Genomic DNA, 15310 nt, shown 5'->3' with positions numbered 1-15310 from the left:
GGTGGCCCTCCCTCCTCCGCTTTCAATTTTTGAGGACATATCTGATGGAACTGCTTCTGCTTAGCAACGGTAAAGCCAACGAATTTCCGGGTCTGCTCGGCTGGGCCCGAGATCGGGTTCAAAGCCTGCTGGCTCGCAAACAGGTCAAGCGCATTCTGCTCATCCCCTATGCGGTGATCCGCAGCGACTGGGATGCCCGTGCCAACGAACTTACCGAGAGCCTCGGGATCGAGGCCATCAGCATTCACCACTTCGATGATCCGGTCGCGGCCGTCAATCAGGCCGACGCCATCTTTATCAGTGGCGGCAACACCTGGCGCCTCAACCAGATGCTGCATGAAAACGGCCTGATCGTGCCGATCCAGCGTGCCGTGCGCGAACGAGGCATCCCCTATGTGGGCTGGAGCGCCGGTTGCAACGTGGCGACTCCGAGCATCCGCACCACCAACGACATGCCGGTTTGCAACGCCGCCGTGCTGCCCGCGCTGGGCCTGTTCCCGCTGCAAATCAACCCGCACTATCTGGATGCCAGCATCAGCGGACACATGGGCGAAACCCGCGACGAGCGTCTGGCCGAGTTCTGCGCCATCAACCCGAGCGAATATGTGGTGGCTCTGCGCGAAGCGAGCCTGCTGCAGATCAGCGGCGATACCGTTGAGTACTGGAGCGCCCGCGATCAGGACTTCAAGATCTTCAAACACGGTCAGGAGCCGCAAGCCTTTATGGATGCCGCCCCGCTGGCCGAGCTGACCCCCTTCAAGGTCGGCTGAGCCACGAAGAGCTCTTCACCACTGGCAGGCGGATAGCTCGCGAAACCGCAAAAACGAAAAAAGAGGGATGGCTCAATGCCATCCCTCTTTTTTATCGTCATCTTTCAGCTGGTTGCAGCCTGATTACTCACCCTGCAGGGTCACCAGCACCTTGCGGGCACCACCATCGACGCGATGCTCGCCAAGCCAGATCCCCTGCCAGGTGCCGAGCGCCAGCTGACCATCGCGGATCGGCAGCAGCAGGCTCACCCCGAGCAGGGAGGATTTGATATGGGCGGGCATGTCATCCGCCCCCTCATAAGTGTGGCGATAGTAGGGGGCATCTTCCGGCGCCAGCCGGTGCAGATGGGCCTCCATATCGCTGCGCACGCTGGGGTCGCAGTTCTCGTTGAGGGTGAGCGAGGCGGAAGTATGTTGCAGCAGCAGGTGCGCCATGCCAATTCGGTAATCCGCCAGCATCGGCAGCTTGGCCACCAGCTCGTCAGTCACCAGATGAAAGCCCCGCGAACGGGGCTTCAGGGTCAACAGGCACTGCTGCCACATCAGACATACTCCATAAAGACGCGGGAGGTGAGCTTGGTGATGAGCTCGTAGGGGATGGTGCCAATCTCGTCGGCCACCCGCTCCACCGGCAACCCCTCGCCCCACAGCACCGCCTCATCGCCGGCCTTGTCGGTGGCACCGGGCCCAAGATCCACCGTGCTCATATCCATGGAGACACGCCCCACCAGCGGCACGATGCGGCCGTTGATCAGCACGGAAGTGCCATTGGGCGCCATGCGCGGATAGCCGTCACCGTAGCCGATGGCGATCACCCCGAGCCGGGTATCGCGATCCGACACCCAGTTGGCGCCATAGCCCACCGGCTCGCCCGCCTTGTGATCCCGCACCGCAATCAGCTGGGTCTTCAAGGTCATCACCGGCTGCAGGTCGTAATCGGCCGCCACCGTGTTGGGGAAGGGCGACACGCCATAGAGGATGACGCCGGGGCGAACCCAGTCGCAGTGGGAGTCTGGCCAGGCCAGAATGCCCGCCGAGTTGGCCATGGCCCGCTCGCCCGCCAGCGGTGCGGTCAACTTGCTGAACAAGTCGATCTGCTCGCGGGTAGTGGGCTGCTCCAGCTCATCGGAGCGGCTGAAGTGGGTCATGATGTTGAACGGCTGCACCACGTTCTTGCACTTGCCGAGGCGCTCGATAAAGGCGGCCATCTCGTCAGCCCGCACCCCGAGCCGGTGCATACCGGTGTCGAGCTTGAGCCAGGCCACCACGGGCGCTGGCAGCTCAACCTGCTCCAGCGCTTCGAGCTGCTCCCAGGTGTGAACCGCCGTCTGCAGATTGTTGGCCGCCAGCACCGGTAGATCGTCGGCGGAGAAGAAGCCCTCCAGCAGCACGATGGGCTTGACCACGGCGCAGGAGCGCAGCATCAGCGCCTCTTCGATGCGGGCCACCGCATAGGCATCCGCATCCACTAGGGTGCGGGCGACCGGCAGCAGTCCATGGCCATAGGCGTTGGCCTTGACCACAGCGATGATCTTGCAAGCAGGGGCGTGGCGCTTGACCACGGCGAGGTTGTGGCGCAAGGCCGCAGTGTTGATTTGGGCAGTAGCCGCTTTCATGGTTTTCCCTTACGAGGGCACAAATGGTCTCCCCCTCATCGGGCCGAAGACCGCCACTCACTTATCGTCGTCGAAGGCCGGACCGGCATAATTGTCGAACCGGGAAAACAGGCTCTGGCTGCCTCTCAATAAATGGCAAGCGAGTCAGAGCGATGGTGGCAATCCTGACCACAGGATTGCCATGATTGTTACTTATCAATAATCGTCATCAAACGCAGGACCGGCGTAGTTGTCGAACCGGGAGAACTGACCCTGGAAGGTGAGGCGCACACGGCCGATAGGGCCGTTACGCTGCTTGCCGATGATAATCTCGGCAATCCCCTTGTCCGGGCTGTCATCGTGATAAACCTCATCACGATAGATAAACATGATCAAATCCGCATCCTGCTCGATGGAGCCAGATTCACGAAGGTCAGAGTTGACCGGACGCTTGTCGGCCCGCTGTTCCAGACTTCGGTTGAGCTGGGAGAGCGCCACCACCGGACACTGCAGCTCTTTGGCCAGCGCCTTGAGGGAGCGGGAGATTTCACCGATCTCCAAGGTACGGTTGTCAGAGAGCGCCGGCACCCGCATCAGCTGCAGGTAGTCCACCATGATCATGCTGATGCCGCCGTTGTCCCGCGCCACCCGACGAGCGCGGGAGCGCACTTCGGTCGGGGTGAGGCCGGAGGAGTCATCGATATACATCTTGCCCTTCTCCAGCAGCAATCCCATGGTGGAGGAGAGACGGGCCCAATCCTCGTCGTCGAGCTGACCGGTACGCACCTTGGTCTGGTCGATACGCCCCACCGAGGCGAGCATACGCATGATGATCTGCTCGGAGGGCATCTCCAGCGAGAAGATAAGCACCGGCTTGTCGGCGGTGAGGGCCGCATGCTCGCACAGGTTCATGGCAAAGGTGGTCTTGCCCATGGAGGGACGGGCCGCCACGATGATCAAGTCCGAACGCTGCAAACCGGCGGTCATCTTGTCCAGATCGTTGTAACCGCTCGATACCCCGGTCACCCCGTTGTGGGGGGTCTTGAACAGCTCTTCAATCTTGTCGACGGTCTGCTCGAGGATCAGCTTGAGCGGCTGGGGGCCTTCGTTGGCGCTGGTGCGCTGCTCGGCGATCTGGAATACCTTGCTCTCGGCCAGATCGAGCAGATCGTTGGAGGTACGGCCCTGCGGCTCGTAGCCCGCTTCGACGATCTCGTTGGCGACCGAGATCATCTCCCGCACCACCGCTCGCTCGCGCACGATTTCCGCGTAAGCGTTGATGTTGGCGGCACTCGGGGTGTTCTTGGCGATCTCCACCAGATAGGCGAAGCCACCTGCCTCCTCCAGCTGTTCGGAGCGCTCCAGCTCCTCCTGCAGGGTGATGAGGTCGATGGGGTTGCCCGCGTTGGAGAGGCGGGTCATGGCCTGGAAGATCAACCGGTGCGGACGGCTGTAAAAATCCTTGTCGATCACCCGCTCGGCGACCCGATCCCAGGCGTCGTTATCCAGCATCAGGCCGCCCAGTACGGACTGTTCGGCCTCAAAAGAGTGGGGAGGAACTTTCAGCTGTTGTGTCTTGGCGTCTTTTTTCGCCGTCACTTGCTCTGCCATACACATAAAAACCGCAGCGGGAAGGGGACGGGAATTTTACAAAAGAAAGCCAACTACGGCGAGCCCTATCTGGCAGCTCATACCATCATAAAGGGCCAAACCAGAGTCTGCTCTACCTTGACCATTTTGATTTTGCTTCGCATTTTGCGCTCCTTGCGACTCAATCTTCTGCTTTTCATCCGGTTTACTCCTCTTGTTTGACGCCACATCGCGGCAACCTCGTTCATGAATAATTCATGCCAGAGGTGATATTGATGAATACAAGCTGCGACACAATTAGGGACAGGCAGCCTGCCATGCGCCTTGCTGAGCTTGCCAAAGCGGAGCATGCCCCACCCACAGACGAGAGTGAAAAGAGTCAAAATGAAAAAGATGCTGACCCTGTTTGCCGTGATCCTGGCCATTGGCCTGGGGGCACCTCACGCCGAAGCCAAGAAATTTGGCGGCGGCAAATCCTTTGGTAAAAGTTACAAAACTGCGCCGGCCCAGCCTGCGGCCAAACCGGTCGACAACAAGAATCCGACACTGAATGCCCAGACTCCGCCGAAAAAGAGCGGCATGATGGGTGGCCTGCTGGGCGGCCTGCTGGCTGGCGGCCTGTTTGCCTACCTGCTGGGCAGCGGTGCCTTTGAAGGTCTGCAAGGAATGGACTTCCTGCTGATCGCCCTGCTGGCGCTGGGGGCAGTCTTCCTGATCCGTACCCTGCGCAAGGGCAAGGTCGCGACGCCACAGCCACAACAGGCGGCCTATGCGGGCTATCAGCCACCGCAATCCGCTGCCCCGCAACAGTTTGAGCAGAGCAACAGCGCACCGCAAGCCACCGGCTTTGCCGACAGCGACGTGCCGTTCCGCCTGCCGCCGGGCTTTGACATGAACAGCTTCCTGGCCGGTGCCCGCGATCACTATCGCACCCTGCAAGAGGCGTGGAACAAGAACGATCTGGAAAAAGTGCGCGAGTACGTCAGCCCAGAGCTGTTTGAGCAGCTCAAAGTCGAGCGCGCCGAACTGACTGGCGACCAGCACACAGAAGTAATGTATGTCGACACCCAGCTGGTACGCGCTGACTACGGCAGCGACTGGGCTCAGGTGAGCGTGCGCTTCAGCGGCCGCTACATGGACCGTCAGGAGCAGGTCGAAGAAGACATAAAAGAGGTGTGGCACCTCGAGCGCGATCTGGCCAAGAACAATGCCCCCTGGCATATCGTCGGTATCGAGCAGCTGTAAGGCTTCGCGCCTATCAGTTAGTCACTAGGCAATAGCCAGTCAGTTAAGCCTGACTGGCTATTTTTTTATGGGGCACAACGAGACCAAATAGAGACTGACGCTGGCTCGTTATAGCTGTTGGGGCATGAAGTAACTTGGTCATATTGTGCTGATGATGACACCGATTTGATGACTCGTTTGCAGATGACGTTTGCGCTCCGCACAAAAGCCCCATCGCGGAACCGAGAGGGAATAATGTTGAGCATTAACCAAAAATAAGCTGCCCTGTTAGCTTGGAAAAAGCCGCGAGCCTATTTGACAGACATAAAAAATCCGAAGCCAGAACAACCGGCTTCGGATTTCATCATCCAAGGAGGAGCAATTAATGAGCATTAATTGCTCGGTATGACTCCTACGGCAGATTTTTTATCATCGGCATGGCCATGATCAGTGGTGATGGCCCTTGCCACCACAACCGCCGCCACCGCAGCAGCCGCCGTGACCATGGTCATCACCGTGGTCGTGGCCATGATCGTGACCGTGGCCAGCACCGCCACAGCAACCGCCCAGGCCATGCTCCTCATCGTGGTCGTGACCATGACCGCCACAGCAGCCGCCGTGATCGTGGTCATGACCGTGATCGTGACCGCAACCACCGGCACCGTGAACGTGGCCGTGGGCCAGCTCTTCGGCAGTGGCGGCACGCACGTCCTTGATCTCGACCTTGAAGCCCAGAGTTACGCCAGCCAGCGGATGGTTGCCATCTACCTTGACGAACTCTTCAGACACTTCAACCACGGTCACCGGACGGTGGCCATCGTCGGTTTCAGCCACAAAAGTATCCCCTTCGGAGACTTCCATGCCGTCGAACAGCTCGCCCGGTACTTCTTGTACCAGTGTCTCGTCATATTCGCCGTAGGCCTGGCTCGGTGCCAGAGTCACTTCGAAGGCTTCACCTACCGCGCGACCTTCCAGCTCGGCTTCCAGGCCTGAGACCAGGTAACGGGTGCCGTGCAGATAGACCAGCGGCTCTTTGCCGACAGTGCTGTCGATGACTTCACCGTGCTCGTCGGTGACTGTGTATTCCAGCGTAACCACGCTCAGAGGAGCTACTTTCATGTCAGGATCCTGCGGATAGAAAAAAACGGGCTCAGAATACCCTAAAAAGCGGGCCGCGCATATGCCGTGCGGCGCCACGGCGTGACGAAAAAAACGGCAATAGCGTCAGCGAGGAGACCCGCATTCCACCCGCTGTTGCCTTATCAGGGGCGAAACACCCCGATCACCTCTTCCGCCTCGCGAGTCTGCTTGTCGACCTCGGCAGGCGTTTGTACCTGGGTATCGCCACAGGCGACGCAGGTCACCTTCTCGACTCCATGCTCCAGATACAGCATCATGTTGTCCAATTTGCCGCACGCCGGGCAGACTGCACCGGCAATGAAGCGCTTTTTACGTCTGGTTTCCATATTTGTTACCTCCAGGCAGCATCATATCAGGGTTTTTACATGCATCACGCCATCGAGTATCACCATTTTTCCTGCCAGGGCCTGCACGCCGGCAACCGCAAACGAACTCCGGTCGGGCAGCTGTTGCGGATCACCCGGGGCGCCGCGTTGCTGAGACTGGGCCAACATGAGCTGTTGCTGCCGGCAGGCAGCAGCTTCTGGCTCTGCGCCGATGCCCTCGCAGCGTTCAGCCCCCTCAGCGGTTGCGAGTACGATCAGCTGAGCGTCTCTTTGCGCGTGGCTCAGCCGCAGCAGGCAGGCTGGCTGCAGGCCACGCCCCTGCTCGATGCCCTGCTCGACTCGCTGGCCCGGTGGCAACGTCCAAAAGAGTGGCAAGGGGCCTACGGTCAGCGACTGCAGGTGATCCTGGATGAGCTGCAACAGTGCGCCATCAGCCAGCAGGGTCACGGTGAGCTGCAAGCCTGCTGGCAAGCGCTGGCCAATGGCCAAACGGAGTCTCTGCAACTGTGGGCACAACAAGCCGATGCGCCGGTGGAAGGGAGTGAATTGCAACAACAGTGGCAACTGCTGCAGGCGCTCAGATTGCTTAAAGGCGGCAGCAAACCCGCGCAGGTGGCCAGCAAGCTGGGTTATGCCGATGAGGCCGCATTGCAAGCGGCCTGCCAGCAGTGGGGCGCTGGCGAGGATGGCGATCAATAACCGGACGCCGATGTGAGTGCGCCAACGAAATTGGCTGAATGAGTCCAGTTTTTTGCCAGATGGTCGTTAACAAGGAAGGGCCATTCCCCCCGTAATCCTTTATGCTAGAGGCCTGAAGTGACTGCCAACGTTTCGACCAACAGGACATCTGCCATGACGAGCAAAGCCAATCAATCCCAGGGCATGTTGCTGTTTCACCTTTCAGCCAAACAATCCTTTGCCATCGGTACCCTCAAGGTGAAGGAGATAGTGCCCTACACCCAGCTGACGGCAATGCCGCACTCGCACCCGACCGTATTGGGGGCTGCCAATATGCGCGGCTCCACCATTCCGGTGATCGACATGGCGATGGCGGTGGGTTATCGCCCCATCAGCAAGGAGGAGATGCCCCACTGCTTCATCATCATTACCGACTGCCGCCGCACCCTGGTGGGCTTTCTGGTGCGAGGCATCGACAAGATCACCGAGTGCAACTGGCGCGATATCGAATCGCCCCCCGCCTCTCTCGGTCACAATGTGTTCGTAACCGGCGTGACCCGGGTCAATGACCAGCTGATCCAGCTGCTGGATGTGGAGCTGATCCTCTCCCGGGTCTATCCGGATGCTCCGAGCCACCTCTATCCGGTACTGACCGATGTGCAGCGGGAACGGATCAAGCCGATGCGGATCCTGCTGGTCGATGACTCCTCGGTCGCTCGCCGTCAGCTGATGGCTGCGCTGGACTACATCAATATCCCTTATGAGGTCTGCACCAATGGCAAGGATGCACTGACCCTGATGCAGACGCGGGCAAGCCAGAAGACCCCGATCGACATTCTGGTTAGCGATATCGAGATGCCGGGGCTCGATGGCTACGAGCTGGCCTTCGAGGTGCAGAGCGACAGCAAACTGGCAGGGGCCTACATCATCCTCCACACCTCGCTCTCCAGCGAGATCAGCGTGGAGCGGGCACATCAGGTGGGTGCTCATGAGGCGCTGACCAAGTTCGAAGCCAATGAGCTGATCCAGGCCATGCTGCGCGGTGCCGAACATCACGATCGCCTGCTGAAATAAGCCAATGACTGGCGGGAGGAACACGCCTCCCGTCCTCCTTATCTTCGACCCAGACCGACTGACCCCATGCTGACCGAGAGCCACTTCCACGCCCCCTGGTGGGCACGCAATCCTCATCTGCAGACCATATTGCCCAAATGGCTGCGCCGCACCCCTGCCCGTTTTGTGGCGGAGCGGTTTGAACTGAAGGATGGGGACTTTGTCGACCTCGCCTGGAGCGGGGAAGTCAGCCTTGATGAACGGCCGCTGATAGTGGTGTTTCACGGGCTGGAGGGAAGCATTAACTCCCACTACGCCAAGGGATTGTTCGCCCACCTGCAGCAAGAGGGCAGAGAGGCCGTGCTGATGCACTTTCGCGGTTGCAGTGGCGAGCCCAATCGCCACCTGCAGGCCTATCACTCCGGCGCCATCGGTGATGCGCAGGAGCTGATTACCGAGCTGAGCCAGCGCTTCCCGGGCAAACCACTGATCGCCATCGGCTTTTCACTGGGTGGCAATATGCTGGTCAATCTGCTGTCACGGGGCTGTCCTGCGGCATTGAAAGCGGCGGTGGTGGTCTCGGCCCCGCTGCAACTGGCGAGCTGCGCCGAGCGGGTCAATCAGGGCTTCTCGAAGGTCTATCAGAACTATCTGCTGCGCACCATGCGCCGCAACCTGCTCAACAAGATCAGCCAGCAGCAAAAAGCGAGTGAACGCTGGCAACCTCGACAAGTGGAGCAGATTGCCACCCTGCGCGACTTTGACGAGCTGGTCACCGCGCCGCTGCACGGCTTTCACAGCGCCAGCCACTACTACCAGAGCTGCTCGGGGCTACCGCTGCTGGCTCAAATCCCCATCCCTACCCTTATCCTGCACGCCGCCGACGATCCCTTTATGTCACACGCGGTCATTCCCCGACCGGAGCAACTCTCGCCCACGGTGCGCTATGAGCTGAGCCAGCGCGGCGGCCATGTCGGCTTTCTGCACGGCACGCCCTGGCGGCCACGGTTTTGGCTGGATGAACGGATCAGTCGCTGGATTGCCGAACAGAGTCACTCCGTAACACAGAACTGATTGCGTCCCGACTCCTTGGCCCGATAGAGCGCCTGATCGGCCCGCTCCAGCAACTGGCTAGCCCCTTCGCCGGACACATTGCTGGCAATCCCCTGACTCACCGTCACCCAGGGGGCAACATCGGACGCCAGATGCTCCAGCTGCAGGCTGGCCAGGCCATCTTGCAGCCGCTGCGCCACGCTGGCCGCCGCCTTACGGTCGGTATTGGGCAGCAGCAGCACAAACTCTTCCCCGCCATAGCGGGCAACCAGATCAGATGGCGTGCGTACCGCACGGTTGAGCGCTTGTGCCACCTCCTTGAGACACATATCCCCCACCTGATGGCCATAGTGGTCGTTGAAGCGCTTGAAATAGTCCACATCGATCAGGATGAGCGATAGCGGAGCGCCGCTCTCCTGGCTATGGGCCAACACTCGCTCCAACTCGATATTGAAATGCCGCCGGTTGGCGACACCGGTCAGAGGATCTTGCTTGGCGAGCTGATCAAGTTGGCGCAGCAGCGTCAGATTTTCATGCTCCCGTATGATCGCCAACTCAAACCAGCGGTGCAGCATGCGACGGCCGACCTCCAGAGCAATCACGCCAAACAACACGCCAAGCAGGTAGATCTGGGGAAAATCGACGCGTAAAAAGAGTTCCAACCCCACACCCACCGTCATCGGGCCCAAGAGATAGCCATAAAAAACCTTGCGATCGGGATAAAACGCGATGAGCGCGGCCAGCAGGTTGAGCCGCATGATCCCGTTGGCATAGCTGACCCCTCCCCGCAGCTCCACCTGACCAATCGTGTAGATGTGCAGCGTCCAGAGTCCGCCCCATAGCACCATCACCAGCGCAGCCATCCGTAACCAGAGGCGGTCCTGCAGATGGTCACAAAACAGGCTGACAACAGGTAGCAGCAATAGCACCACCATGACCAGGGCCAGCTCACTCTGAAAGCGCCAGGGCAAGCTGTCATCACTGGCGAGCCCGACCTGACTGTAAACCTCGTAGCGTATTGAAAGAAACAACACCACCAGCCAGTTCAACAACCAGAACCACACCATGCCTCGGGCAATCGCCTCTCGACGTGCACTGTCCAGATGCTCAGTCAGGGTTAACGGCGCGCTGCGCTGCGCTTCAGACAACATCTCTTAGACTCCGGTGAAAAGGTAAAAAGTGATTGCATTCGCGGGATTCAACACAACAATAGCCTGACGATCACCTCTTTTGCTGTGAGACCTTTAAATGATCATTCCCTGGCAAGAACTGGACGGCGACACCCTGACCAACCTGATCGAACACTTTGTGTTGCAGGAAGGAACCGAATATGGAGAGCAGGATGTACCGCTTGGCGTCAAAGTCGATGCAGTGAGAGAACAATTACAGCAAGGCAAAGCTGTTATCGTCTATAGCGAGCTGCACGAATCGGTGAATATCGTGATGAAAGACCGCTTCATCGAGCAGTCTTGACCCAACCGCAATCCGGACCTTATAACGGAATTCCCAAGGAAGAGAGAATCCCATGTCGGCCAAGCACCCCATTATCGCTGTTACCGGTTCGTCCGGTGCCGGCACCTCCACCTCCACCAACGCCTTTCGCTCCATGTTCCATCAACTGGGATATACCGCGGCTGTGGTGGAAGGTGACAGTTTTCACCGCTACACCCGACCGGAAATGGATGTAGCGATCCGCAAGGCGCGCGAGCAGGGGCGTCATATCAGCTATTTTGGCCCTGAGGCCAATGACTTCGGGCTGCTGGAGAGCTTTTTTCAGGGCTATGGGCAGGATGGTAATGGCCAGTATCGCCGCTACCTGCACAGCTTTGACGAGGCGGTGCCCTTCAACCAGATGCCCGGTACCTTCACCCCCTGGCAGCATCTGCCCAGCAATACCGATCTGCTGTTTTATGAAGGGCTGCACGGCGGCGTGGTCACCGAGGATCACAATGTGGCGCGCCACGTGGATTTTCTGATCGGCGTAGTGCCCATCGTCAACCTGGAGTGGATCCAGAAGCTGATCCGCGATACCTCGGAGCGAGGGCATTCCCGAGAGGCGGTGACCGACTCCATCGTTCGCTCCATGGATGACTACATCAACTTCATCACCCCGCAGTTCTCGCGCACCCATATCAACTTCCAACGGGTGCCGACGGTGGATACCTCCAACCCCTTCAGCGCCAAGGTGATCCCGAGTCTGGACGAGAGTATGCTGGTGATCCGGTTTCGCGGTATCAAGCAGGTGGATTTCCCCTACCTGCTGTCGATGATCGATGGCTCATTCATGTCGCGGATGAACACCATAGTGGTGCCGGGTGGCAAGATGGGCTTTGCGATGGAGCTGATCCTGCGCCCGCTTATCCAGCAATTGATCGAAACCGGCAAAATAACCTGATTCAAAGGAGTTCACGATGCGGCTTGCTTATCTCTCTGTGGCACTGCTCGCCCTGCTTGGCGGTTGCAGCAGCGGGCCAGCGGCCCCCACGCTGGAGTCCGGCACCATGCTGGTTCGCCCGATGGGCAACTGGACCTATGGTGCAACCCCGCGCTACGCCCTGGCCGAACAGTATCAATTTGCCGGTGAGTTGGCGGAAGGGTGGCTGGAGCCGATGCAGCAGGCGGTGAGCCGGGAGCTCAATGGCAAGGGGTGGCAGAGTGCACCGCTCGACGAGGCGGATCTCTGGGTCGCCATCGGCGTCGCGGGCGGCAAGGATATGAGTGACGGCGAAATTTTCGCGCGCCTTGGCATGACGCCTGGGGTATATGCCTCGGTCAACCAGCGCAAAGGGTCGCTGGCCATCGTGCTGCTCGATCGTAAAACCCAGAAAGCAGTCTGGAGCAGCATCATCCAGCTGACCAGCGACGTGAGCATTGCAGATAGCCAGCGTCAGGCGCTTAGCCAGCAGCTCGCGGCCGAGCTGCTCCATCGCGTCCCCACCAACTAGCGCTTGTTTAGTGATAATGGATAGATAAAAAAACGGCTTGCCTCCCGGCAAGCCGTTTTTTGTGGTCTCAACCTCTTGACCCAATCCGGCCTAGGCCAGACCCGGACACAAAGCCGCACACCTTCAGCTATCTGTGGTCACCTATTTAAGTGTACAGGTCAGCAGTGTGACCCCTTTCTGGGTGAGGAGGGCTTGTTTGTCCTGATTCCAGAAAGTGGTGACGCTGTCGGAATATTTGGCGCCAGACTCTGACTCAACGCGCGCCAGCTTGTGGTAAACCCCGGCATAGGGGAACTGCACCATGTCAGCCTGAGCATCATAGGTAACGGCCAGCATCTCTTCGCCACACTGGTATTGGCTGTATTGATACTGGGTAGGTTGCGGGCTGCTGCACGCCGCCAGACCCAAAAGGGGAAGCAGAGCGATCAATTTTTTCATTGCACTTTCCTTATGTAATGGCTTTATGTCATGGCCTTGTGCAGTGGCCTTACGTAACGGCCTTATGCCAGGGTACCAACGAAACAATCGTTATCAAGCTTCAACAATTTGATAACTATGGGTAATTTGTACCGCTTTTTCCAACATCAGGGAAACAGAACAGTATTTTTCCATCGACAGATCGACCGCTCTGGCCACCTGTTTCTCTGCCAATCCCTTGCCCGTCACCACGAAGTGCAGATTAATCTTCTCGAAAACCCGGGGCACGCTATCGACCCGTTCGCCACTGACATCGACATGGCATGCGGTCACCGACTGGCGCGCTTTTTCGAGGATGGAAACCACATCAATGGAGCTGCAGCCACCGACCGCCAGCAGGATCATCTCCATCGGGCTGGCCCCCTCACCGGGGTTGGCACCATCCAGGATCACCTTGTGACCGGATTCACTCTCACCCACAAACTTCATCCCTTCCACCCAGCTGACCTTGGCTTTCATCTCGCACTCTCTCCTGTTAATCATGATGATGGATCCCTAGCATAACCCAGTCGCTTATCTCTGCCGAACAGGGGGAGTTGGGATGGAAATAGATCAAAATCAACATCTCCGACCTCTATCTTCCCTAGAATGGCCGGAGCGGCGCAGCAGGCATTACTCAAAGGGCTCTGTCAAAAGCCCGCAAAGCCTTGTCAGCACAGGCAAAGGCTCTTATCCTACTGCGACCAATACAAGGAATGGCAAGATTGGCAGCTTGCCCGGACGCACAAGTCCATAAAAAGACACTACAGAGGAATTCTCATGGTCATTGGCAAACCGCAAAGCGATCCCACCCTGGAATGGTTCTTGTCGCACTGCCACATTCATAAGTATCCCGCCAAGAGCACCCTGATCCATGCGGGTGAAAAAGCGGAGACCCTCTACTACATCGTCAAGGGCACTGTGGCCGTCTTGATCAAGGACGATGAGGGCAAAGAGATGATCCTCTCCTATCTGAACCAAGGCGATTTCCTGGGCGAGATGGGGATGTTCGAGGAGAACGAGAACCCCGAGCGCTCCGCTTGGGTTCGCGCGAAAGGCTCTTGCGAAGTGGCAGAGATCTCCTACAAGAAGTTCCGCCAGCTGATCCAGGTCAACCCGGACATTCTGATGCGTCTCTCTGGCCAGATGGCCAAGCGCCTGCAACACACCAGCCAGAAAGTGGGTAACCTCGCCTTCCTGGATGTGACCGGCCGGATCGCCCAGACCCTGCTCAACCTGGCCAAACAGCCGGATGCCATGACCCACCCGGATGGCATGCAGATCAAGATCACCCGTCAGGAGATCGGCCAGATCGTCGGCTGCTCTCGTGAAACCGTGGGCCGCATCCTGAAGATGCTGGAAGAGCAGGAGCTCATCTCTGCCCACGGCAAGACCATTGTGGTATTTGGCACTCGCTGATGACCCGTCCGCAGGCCTGACTGAGGCCTTGGGATAAAAAAGGCTGCTACGGCAGCCTTTTTTGATCCTCTCCCCTATAATCCCGAACGCCCTTCACTGTTCCGGCATTCGCCCAGAGAGTTACTATGCATCTTCAATGTCCCCGCTGCCGCAGTCCGCTCCATCTTCATGAAGCCTCCCAGGGGCGCTATTGCGACAACAAGCATCACTTCGATCCGGCACCGGAAGGTTATCTGGATCTCATCCCCGGCAAGAAAAACCCCAAAGACAGCGACAGCCGGGCCCTGATGCGCGCCAAGCACCATTTCCTGGAGGCCGGCCACCAACTGCCGCTGGTTGAGGCCATGGCCGGCCTGCTCGCTCCGCTGGCCCCACAAGAGCTGATCCATCTTGGGTGCGGTGAAGGCTACTACTGCCGCGCGCTGGCAGAGCGCCTGCCCGGCTGGCAGTTTGCTGGGGTTGATATCGCCAAGAACACCATCTTTGCCGCCAAAAAAGCGCAGCCGGACGGCCAGTTTGTCATTGCCGATCCCGCTCGCGCGCCGTTGCAACCGGGCTCTGCTCAGGTGCTGCTGGTCAACGATCTCAAGGTCAAGACTGAACAGCTGGTCAGCTGGCTGGCCCCCGGTGGCTATCTGCTCTATCTGCAGCCGGGTCCCCGTCATCAGTGGCAATTGCGGGTCAGCCTCAATCCGGTGAGCATGGAACACCCTCTCAGCTGGCCAACCCTCGGCGGCCTCAATCCGATGGCTCAACAGCGCTGCCAGTTCAGCCTCACCATGGATCAGGCCATGCGCAGCTTTATTCTGGAGACCAGCCGTCTTGGCTGGCGGGCAACCGGTGAGCAGCGTCACGCTTTCGCTCAACAGGGCCCGAATGAACTGGAACAGGATCTGCTGCTGACCCTGTGGCAAAAGCCCATCTGATCACTGGGGGGAGCCTTGCAAGGCTCCCCACGTTTTTTCCCCGCCCCCATTCTCCCCTGCGTGATCTAGCTCACAACTTGAGCCATCGACCTTGTTGCTCAGAACAGCCTTGATGTCAAAAAAGTCACTAGAAAA

18 protein-coding genes are annotated in these 15310 nt (G+C 58.8%); 10 read left to right on the top strand and 8 right to left on the bottom strand.

Annotated elements, in window-relative coordinates:
- Positions 1–44 precede the first annotated feature (44 nt).
- Entirely contained in the window at positions 45–770 is a 726-nt protein-coding gene (gene pepE / locus OKC43_RS06940; RefSeq protein ID WP_236271536.1) for a dipeptidase PepE, read from the top strand.
- Between the two features lie 123 nt (positions 771–893).
- Here the strand turns inward: pepE and OKC43_RS06935 are convergent, their stop codons facing one another.
- The 3 genes from OKC43_RS06935 to dnaB all read right to left on the bottom strand — a co-directional run bounded on the left by OKC43_RS06935 (position 894) and on the right by dnaB (position 3976).
- Positions 894–1313: a secondary thiamine-phosphate synthase enzyme YjbQ gene (locus tag OKC43_RS06935; protein WP_033114624.1), complete on the bottom strand. Its 420-nt coding sequence runs from the start codon at positions 1311–1313 to the stop codon at positions 894–896.
- The gene (gene alr, locus OKC43_RS06930; protein WP_236271535.1) at positions 1313–2386 is read right to left on the bottom strand and encodes an alanine racemase; all 1074 of its coding nucleotides are present in this window, start codon (positions 2384–2386) and stop codon (positions 1313–1315) included. Before alr ends, OKC43_RS06935 begins: the two co-directional genes overlap by 1 nt.
- Before the next feature lie 195 nt (positions 2387–2581).
- Complete coding sequence (gene dnaB, locus OKC43_RS06925; protein ID WP_236271534.1) at positions 2582–3976, bottom strand: replicative DNA helicase; 1395 nt, start codon at positions 3974–3976, stop codon at positions 2582–2584.
- Between the two features lie 363 nt (positions 3977–4339).
- Here dnaB and OKC43_RS06920 point away from each other — a divergent pair, with 363 nt between their 5' ends.
- A complete protein-coding gene (locus OKC43_RS06920) occupies positions 4340–5200 on the top strand; it encodes a Tim44 domain-containing protein (protein ID WP_069526475.1) in 861 nt (286 codons plus the stop codon).
- A 426-nt stretch (positions 5201–5626) separates the two neighbouring features.
- On the opposite strand, the gene slyD is transcribed toward OKC43_RS06920, so the two are convergent.
- Together slyD and OKC43_RS06910 are read right to left on the bottom strand one after the other, a co-directional pair.
- Positions 5627–6298, bottom strand: coding sequence for a peptidylprolyl isomerase (gene slyD / locus OKC43_RS06915; protein ID WP_236271533.1), 672 nt, complete (start codon positions 6296–6298; stop codon positions 5627–5629).
- A 143-nt stretch (positions 6299–6441) separates the two neighbouring features.
- Positions 6442–6645 carry a YheV family putative zinc ribbon protein gene (locus OKC43_RS06910; RefSeq protein ID WP_005335287.1) on the bottom strand — a complete coding sequence of 68 codons (204 nt, stop codon included), beginning with the start codon at positions 6643–6645 and terminating at the stop codon, positions 6442–6444.
- A 39-nt stretch (positions 6646–6684) separates the two neighbouring features.
- Here OKC43_RS06910 and OKC43_RS06905 point away from each other — a divergent pair, with 39 nt between their 5' ends.
- The 3 genes from OKC43_RS06905 to OKC43_RS06895 all read left to right on the top strand — a co-directional run bounded on the left by OKC43_RS06905 (position 6685) and on the right by OKC43_RS06895 (position 9450).
- Positions 6685–7344: a hypothetical protein gene (locus tag OKC43_RS06905; RefSeq protein ID WP_236271532.1), complete on the top strand. Its 660-nt coding sequence runs from the start codon at positions 6685–6687 to the stop codon at positions 7342–7344.
- Between the two features lie 153 nt (positions 7345–7497).
- The gene (locus OKC43_RS06900; RefSeq protein ID WP_236271531.1) at positions 7498–8397 is read left to right on the top strand and encodes a chemotaxis protein; all 900 of its coding nucleotides are present in this window, start codon (positions 7498–7500) and stop codon (positions 8395–8397) included.
- A gap of 66 nt (positions 8398–8463) precedes the next feature.
- The gene (locus OKC43_RS06895) at positions 8464–9450 is read left to right on the top strand and encodes a hydrolase (protein WP_236271530.1); all 987 of its coding nucleotides are present in this window, start codon (positions 8464–8466) and stop codon (positions 9448–9450) included.
- Here OKC43_RS06895 and OKC43_RS06890 read toward each other — a convergent pair.
- Positions 9429–10580, bottom strand: a complete 1152-nt coding sequence (locus OKC43_RS06890) for a GGDEF domain-containing protein (RefSeq protein WP_236271529.1) — start codon at positions 10578–10580, stop codon at positions 9429–9431. The genes OKC43_RS06895 and OKC43_RS06890 overlap by 22 nt on opposite strands.
- Before the next feature lie 97 nt (positions 10581–10677).
- On the opposite strand from OKC43_RS06890, the gene OKC43_RS06885 reads away from it, so the two are divergent.
- From OKC43_RS06885 to OKC43_RS06875, 3 genes are read left to right on the top strand one after another with little or no spacing between them, the layout of a single operon-like run.
- Complete coding sequence (locus OKC43_RS06885) at positions 10678–10902, top strand: YheU family protein (RefSeq protein WP_005335298.1); 225 nt, start codon at positions 10678–10680, stop codon at positions 10900–10902.
- Between the two features lie 52 nt (positions 10903–10954).
- A complete protein-coding gene (locus OKC43_RS06880) occupies positions 10955–11824 on the top strand; it encodes a phosphoribulokinase (protein WP_005335299.1) in 870 nt (289 codons plus the stop codon).
- Between the two features lie 16 nt (positions 11825–11840).
- Entirely contained in the window at positions 11841–12374 is a 534-nt protein-coding gene (locus tag OKC43_RS06875; protein WP_236271528.1) for a DUF4136 domain-containing protein, read from the top strand.
- Positions 12375–12515: 141 nt separating this feature from the next.
- Here OKC43_RS06875 and OKC43_RS06870 read toward each other — a convergent pair whose 3' ends face one another.
- Both OKC43_RS06870 and OKC43_RS06865 read right to left on the bottom strand, forming a co-directional pair.
- A complete protein-coding gene (locus tag OKC43_RS06870) occupies positions 12516–12812 on the bottom strand; it encodes an MliC family protein (RefSeq protein ID WP_040067985.1) in 297 nt (98 codons plus the stop codon).
- 93 nt (positions 12813–12905) lie between these two features.
- Positions 12906–13310 (bottom strand): OsmC family protein, encoded by a 405-nt coding sequence (locus OKC43_RS06865; protein ID WP_005362569.1) that lies wholly within the window; start codon positions 13308–13310, stop codon positions 12906–12908.
- Positions 13311–13610: 300 nt separating this feature from the next.
- Between OKC43_RS06865 and crp the strand changes: the two genes are divergently transcribed.
- Positions 13611–14249 carry a cAMP-activated global transcriptional regulator CRP gene (gene crp, locus OKC43_RS06860; RefSeq protein WP_005335304.1) on the top strand — a complete coding sequence of 213 codons (639 nt, stop codon included), beginning with the start codon at positions 13611–13613 and terminating at the stop codon, positions 14247–14249.
- 125 nt (positions 14250–14374) lie between these two features.
- Complete coding sequence (locus tag OKC43_RS06855; RefSeq protein WP_005354241.1) at positions 14375–15175, top strand: putative RNA methyltransferase; 801 nt, start codon at positions 14375–14377, stop codon at positions 15173–15175.
- Positions 15176–15310 lie beyond the last annotated feature (135 nt).

This window comes from Aeromonas sp. Y289-2, from assembly GCF_027705925.1.
Classification (GTDB): Bacteria; Pseudomonadota; Gammaproteobacteria; order Enterobacterales; family Aeromonadaceae; genus Aeromonas; species Aeromonas veronii.
Note: the sequence above shows the minus strand (reverse complement) of the source record. Positions and strands in the feature narration are given on the sequence as shown.

Bases quoted from the DNA above. Each gene is read 5' to 3' on its own strand.
- OKC43_RS06885 (WP_005335298.1), top strand. From the start codon at position 10,678: ATGATCATTCCCTGGCAAGAACTGGACGGCGACACCCTGACCAACCTG.
- OKC43_RS06895 (WP_236271530.1), top strand. From the start codon at position 8,464: ATGCTGACCGAGAGCCACTTCCACGCCCCCTGGTGGGCACGCAATCCT.
- OKC43_RS06900 (WP_236271531.1), top strand. From the start codon at position 7,498: ATGACGAGCAAAGCCAATCAATCCCAGGGCATGTTGCTGTTTCACCTT.
- pepE (WP_236271536.1), top strand. From the start codon at position 45: ATGGAACTGCTTCTGCTTAGCAACGGTAAAGCCAACGAATTTCCGGGT.
- OKC43_RS06905 (WP_236271532.1), top strand. From the start codon at position 6,685: ATGCATCACGCCATCGAGTATCACCATTTTTCCTGCCAGGGCCTGCAC.
- crp (WP_005335304.1), top strand. From the start codon at position 13,611: ATGGTCATTGGCAAACCGCAAAGCGATCCCACCCTGGAATGGTTCTTG.
- slyD (WP_236271533.1), bottom strand. From the start codon at position 6,298: ATGAAAGTAGCTCCTCTGAGCGTGGTTACGCTGGAATACACAGTCACC.
- OKC43_RS06890 (WP_236271529.1), bottom strand. From the start codon at position 10,580: ATGTTGTCTGAAGCGCAGCGCAGCGCGCCGTTAACCCTGACTGAGCAT.
- OKC43_RS06875 (WP_236271528.1), top strand. From the start codon at position 11,841: ATGCGGCTTGCTTATCTCTCTGTGGCACTGCTCGCCCTGCTTGGCGGT.
- OKC43_RS06935 (WP_033114624.1), bottom strand. From the start codon at position 1,313: ATGTGGCAGCAGTGCCTGTTGACCCTGAAGCCCCGTTCGCGGGGCTTT.
- OKC43_RS06880 (WP_005335299.1), top strand. From the start codon at position 10,955: ATGTCGGCCAAGCACCCCATTATCGCTGTTACCGGTTCGTCCGGTGCC.
- alr (WP_236271535.1), bottom strand. From the start codon at position 2,386: ATGAAAGCGGCTACTGCCCAAATCAACACTGCGGCCTTGCGCCACAAC.
- OKC43_RS06920 (WP_069526475.1), top strand. From the start codon at position 4,340: ATGAAAAAGATGCTGACCCTGTTTGCCGTGATCCTGGCCATTGGCCTG.
- OKC43_RS06870 (WP_040067985.1), bottom strand. From the start codon at position 12,812: ATGAAAAAATTGATCGCTCTGCTTCCCCTTTTGGGTCTGGCGGCGTGC.
- dnaB (WP_236271534.1), bottom strand. From the start codon at position 3,976: ATGGCAGAGCAAGTGACGGCGAAAAAAGACGCCAAGACACAACAGCTG.
- OKC43_RS06865 (WP_005362569.1), bottom strand. From the start codon at position 13,310: ATGAAAGCCAAGGTCAGCTGGGTGGAAGGGATGAAGTTTGTGGGTGAG.
- OKC43_RS06910 (WP_005335287.1), bottom strand. From the start codon at position 6,645: ATGGAAACCAGACGTAAAAAGCGCTTCATTGCCGGTGCAGTCTGCCCG.
- OKC43_RS06855 (WP_005354241.1), top strand. From the start codon at position 14,375: ATGCATCTTCAATGTCCCCGCTGCCGCAGTCCGCTCCATCTTCATGAA.